The organism is Pseudochrobactrum lubricantis, from assembly GCF_041929865.1.
Taxonomy (GTDB): domain Bacteria; phylum Pseudomonadota; class Alphaproteobacteria; order Rhizobiales; family Rhizobiaceae; genus Pseudochrobactrum; species Pseudochrobactrum saccharolyticum.
On record NZ_JBHEEE010000031.1, the window covers coordinates 1 to 4298 of the forward strand.

Annotated in this window: 4 protein-coding genes; 1 reads left to right on the plus strand and 3 read right to left on the minus strand. The window is 50.0% G+C overall.

Translation table 11 applies throughout. The annotated features are described in order from the left end of the window. Window positions 1-167 precede the first annotated feature (167 nt). The 3 genes from JNC80_RS19795 to JNC80_RS19805 all read right to left on the minus strand — a co-directional run bounded on the left by JNC80_RS19795 (window position 168) and on the right by JNC80_RS19805 (window position 3299). Window positions 168-953, minus strand: coding sequence for a hypothetical protein (locus tag JNC80_RS19795; RefSeq protein WP_376711393.1), 786 nt, complete (start codon window positions 951-953; stop codon window positions 168-170). A gap of 80 nt (window positions 954-1033) precedes the next feature. After that, a complete protein-coding gene (locus tag JNC80_RS19800; RefSeq protein ID WP_151653980.1) occupies window positions 1034-1300 on the minus strand; it encodes a hypothetical protein in 267 nt (88 codons plus the stop codon). 853 nt (window positions 1301-2153) lie between these two features. Further along, window positions 2154-3299 carry an IS110 family RNA-guided transposase gene (locus tag JNC80_RS19805; RefSeq protein WP_376711394.1) on the minus strand — a complete coding sequence of 382 codons (1146 nt, stop codon included), beginning with the start codon at window positions 3297-3299 and terminating at the stop codon, window positions 2154-2156. Window positions 3300-3607: 308 nt separating this feature from the next. Between JNC80_RS19805 and JNC80_RS19810 the strand changes: the two genes are divergently transcribed. Then, window positions 3608-4298: GGDEF domain-containing protein (locus JNC80_RS19810; RefSeq protein ID WP_376711395.1), on the plus strand; the 691-nt coding region annotated here is incomplete at its 3' end.

Here is a 4298-nt window from a genome sequence, read left to right on the forward strand (position 1 = left end):
GTAAGCAAGACGCGATGAAAGCTTTTCAGGATCTGCGAATAGATCTGCGCGTCGCTGCCGCTGATCTGGCAGCCGGTGCGATAGGAGCGATAAGGCAACATTATCGCTCTTTTGGTGATTCGCTGTACTTGTGCGGTTAACTTTTGGTTAACCATGAATTCCGCACTTTAGTCCTCGTCGCCCTGTACGTTCGAGGATTGGTCATCTGTGCTGAGCTGAGAAACTTCCCTGTCTAATGCTTCTTCTATCCGAAAACGAATTTTAGGCGCACAAGTCCTCTCAGGGCCTCCTAGGCGATACAAAGCTTCTTCAAGATCATTTCGCGTTGGCTCTAAATATGGGATGCTCTTGGCATCCATCCGGCTGAATTTAAAAAGTCTCTCCGTGAGATAGGTCATAGTCGCTACATCGGCGAGCATTCTTGACAATCTATTGTGGTCACGAATTTTACGATGTGAACCGATGCGAGCCTCGATCACCTGTGACAGGACAACCAGCTCGCGAAAGCTTTCAAAGCTCTCGTCATCCACATAGGGAACAGCATCCATAATCACCCGTAACGCAGAGTGCGGGGGCTCTGGCCGCACCGTCAGATCCTCGGCCATCCATGCCCTGAAACACCCCAGATTGTACCGCTGGATTTCATCCAATGCATGCGGAACACCAATTAGAGCCGCTTTCCTCTGCTGGTCCTTAGTTTCCTCACGCTCCTGTATCTGAAGCTCTAGCTGCTTTTTCTGCTGCTCCAACTGCTGATTTTGGGCATTCACCTGTTCAGACAATCTTTTAATCGTCTTGAGCGCCACCACGAGTCCAAAGACCCCAACGACGAGCGTCAGGATGCCAACAATCAACGTCTGGTAGTCATGCAACCAGAATGAATCGTCACTACATGAGACAAGGAAGAACCTTGCCATGTCGTATTTGCAGATCAGCTTTTCAAAGCCGGTCATTCTATCCCCCACGTCGCCGGCGCAGATCACCAGTCGACAAATAAGAGGGAGACGGCTTCAGCCGTCTCCCGAAAATTTCTTCAGTAACCGAGATCCCCGATCAGAGCATCAAGCTCCGGATCAGGATTATGATCTGCTTGGCGATAAAAGCTATCGGGCAAATCGCCCGAAGCGTGATCGCATTCGGTGCAGATGATTGTGTGGTTACGGTTGATGGAGCCGCCGTCGAGGGTTTCAAAGAAGCGTTCGTTCGCTTCGCCTCCGCACTTGGGGCAAGGAATGACGGCCACGTCATCATCCAGCTCGTAGCCGCAGGGTTCGAGAGTTGTTCCAAAGACTGTGGTCATGATCTTGTCCTTTCGTTTCTATGACGAAAGACGCTGCGCTGTAGGCCAGCCGGTGTCAGGGACTGCGCAGCAGCCGCCAGAGGCGGGCGACGGGGGAGCCGATTTTCGTAGCCTGGGCGACAGCCCAAGCGAAGAAAATTGGGGGAACCGTCGATCCTTGACGCCGGCTGGCCGGGCGCAAGATAGGCAGGCATAGAGAGAGAGTTCAAAGCGCGCGACTAGCGCGCTTTTCCGCATTGCGCGCGCCCTGTCCGCTTGGTGCTGACATTTGGGGATAATGGCAAATTGGTCACACGAGCCCGAAATATTAAGCTAAATCAACGCCTCCTATCTGGCCTGTCACATTCAGCAAAGACAATTCCGCGTTCATAAGCTATAGATTGACAAGGGGCAGTGACGCGCTGCTCCGGGGGCGTCGAAACCCTTGGTTAGCGGTTGGTGTTGGCCGTTACAGCACCGCACTCCTTGACCTTATGGTCGGGTCTCTAGCTGCGCGGTTGTCAATTTCCTTTTTATTTTTTCTTATGCGTCTGATTTTTCATAACTTTTCTCTTCAATGTGCCTGTCTTAGGTGCAAACTTATGCGTTTGCCAAATTAAATTCGGCAGTGCAACGGCTCAAAATGTTGTCCTGCACGCAAGATCAGGAGTCTCTCCGTAGTCACGCTTCATCCCGAAGGTATATGGCGGCTACAATACGATGGTTCAAAAGAACAAATAGGCGGAACCAATAGGAGCCCCGGCTTGTACGCAGATGTGAAGATCACAATCTGCCAGCCACCCGACCGCACGTTACTCGCCCATCTGCCGTCTTGCTGCAAGACCCCCGGCTTCAGATCTCACCGGGGTTATCGTCAGACCGGTACCGGTGCACCTGGTCTGGATTTCGAATTACCGGAGTCTAACTCTTGTTTGAGCTGCGCCCGATCTTTTGAACTGATTGCTTTTGGACGGAACCTATCGTTGTTCAGCCAGATTTTATGCATGATCATCGCAAGTTTACGGGCAACCGCAATTCTCGCTTTAAACAAACCAATGCGCTTTGCTAAACGCACACCCCATGCTTTCAGGCTGTTCCATTGTTGTGATGCAGTGAGAAGTACTGTTGCCGCAATCACAAGCATGCGGCGCGTACCTGGATCGCCACGTTTGGAAATTTTCCCCATATAATCAGTCTCACCGGATTGAAATTGTTTCGGTGTCAGACCAAAATATGCCGCAACATCGGTCGATTTGGTGAAACGGTGTGGGCTATCGACAGCCGCATAGAATGAAAGAGCTGTAATAGGGCCAACCCCAGGTATTTCCATGAAGCGACGAACCATCTCAATACTGTTGGCAATGGTTTCAATTTTTGTCGTCAAAGGTGCAATTTGCCCTGCCGCCTCTTTATAAAGGAAGAGAGAAGGTAAAACATATGCCCTAACATTGACGCCATTCCGTTCGGCTTCGGACAGGGCTTCAAGCGTACGTTTGTAAAAAGTGTCTGCTGTTACGTTACCTCTTTCAACGATGACACCAAAAGGCTTTAAAACGCCGGAAATATGATTTTCAAGACTAATTTTCTGGGTAACTAAGTGGTCTCTCATGGCAAGGAGCACACGCGTTTCCTGTGCTGCCTGTGACCTGATCGTAACGACTTTCAAAAAATCTTCGCCACCCATTCGCAGGAGTTGAGCTAAACCGCGTGCATCGTTTTTATCTGTTTTGTTACGATAGGTTTTTAAAAACCGGTGAGCCTGTAGGGTTTCCATACAGACGACATCGTGTCCGAGTTTAACCAGGCCACTATAAAGCCAACTACTCATAGTACCAGCTTCAAGTCCGATTTTTAGTATCTTGCCTTCTTCAATACGATTGAGCAGCCAACCATTTATATCACCGGGACGTGTAAAGCTTTTTCCTTCGCAATACTTCTTGCCTGCTGGATCAATAACACAAATGGATGTGGTCTTCTGGGAAACATCAAGACCCACATAATAATCAAATGATTTTTGCATGTTCTCTCTTCCGTTTGATGACTTACGTTAGAGATAATAGACGGATTATCTTGGCTCAGGTAGGAGCGCAGCTATATCGTAGGAGCCTGTGGCGCATGCAACAGGTTCTCCGAACTAAAGGCCACAGGGCCGTCTAACCACGGTTTCGAACTCCCCGATCACCAAGAGTCAGCGAGAATGTTTGCGGGGGCGTACCGCTGAACGAATGCCAGCTCTTGTTGCAGTACCAATTGCGGGGTTGTATTAAAATCAATCCCGTTGTGACTGATCAGGTCTCAAAAGACTTCATAACAACAAGGCGGGGGAGGATGACAGTTCAAATCACGCTCGAAGAGCATAAGGCAACAATCCGAACAATGCCTGTTGCGGCATGTCTGGTTGACCGCGAGTTTCAATACCTTTCTGCCAGCGACCGCTATGCTGATTTATTCGGCATTAGCGTTGACCACCTTATCGGGCGTTCAATGGTTGGGATTGTTCCTGAATCGGTATTGTCGAGATTTCAATCTGATTTTGAAGCGTTCGATAATGGACTGGAACCAGTCACTGACGAGCTTGTCATCGATGGACAAATGTTTCTTGCGACCATCCATCCGGTTCGCAGCGATAGCGGCGCAACGATAGCAACCTTCGTGACGTTGACTGACATTTCTCCGTTCAAAAGGCGCATCGCCGATTTGTCGGGCAAATATGAGAAGCTGCAAAGCTTCAACACCAGATTGCAGGAACTGGCGGAAACCGACCCGCTGACCGGCCTTGCCAATCGGCGAGGCATGGAGCGCTTCATTTGCACCGAAATGCGTCGCTGCCGTCGAGAAGAAAGCCCGCTTTCGGTCGCTCTGATCGACATAGATTATTTTAAGCATTTCAATGACCGCTTTGGTCATCTTGCAGGTGATTGCGCGCTGCATCAGGTTGGCGAGGTCATACAACAATCGATCCGCAGGCCGGGCGATTGTGTTGCGCGCTACGGCGGGGAGGAATTCATTGTGATCTTGC

Coding starts and splice junctions, on each gene's coding strand:
- JNC80_RS19795 (WP_376711393.1), bottom strand. CDS start 953: ATGACCGGCTTTGAAAAGCTGATCTGCAAATACGACATGGCAAGGTTC.
- JNC80_RS19800 (WP_151653980.1), bottom strand. CDS start 1,300: ATGACCACAGTCTTTGGAACAACTCTCGAACCCTGCGGCTACGAGCTG.
- JNC80_RS19805 (WP_376711394.1), bottom strand. CDS start 3,299: ATGCAAAAATCATTTGATTATTATGTGGGTCTTGATGTTTCCCAGAAG.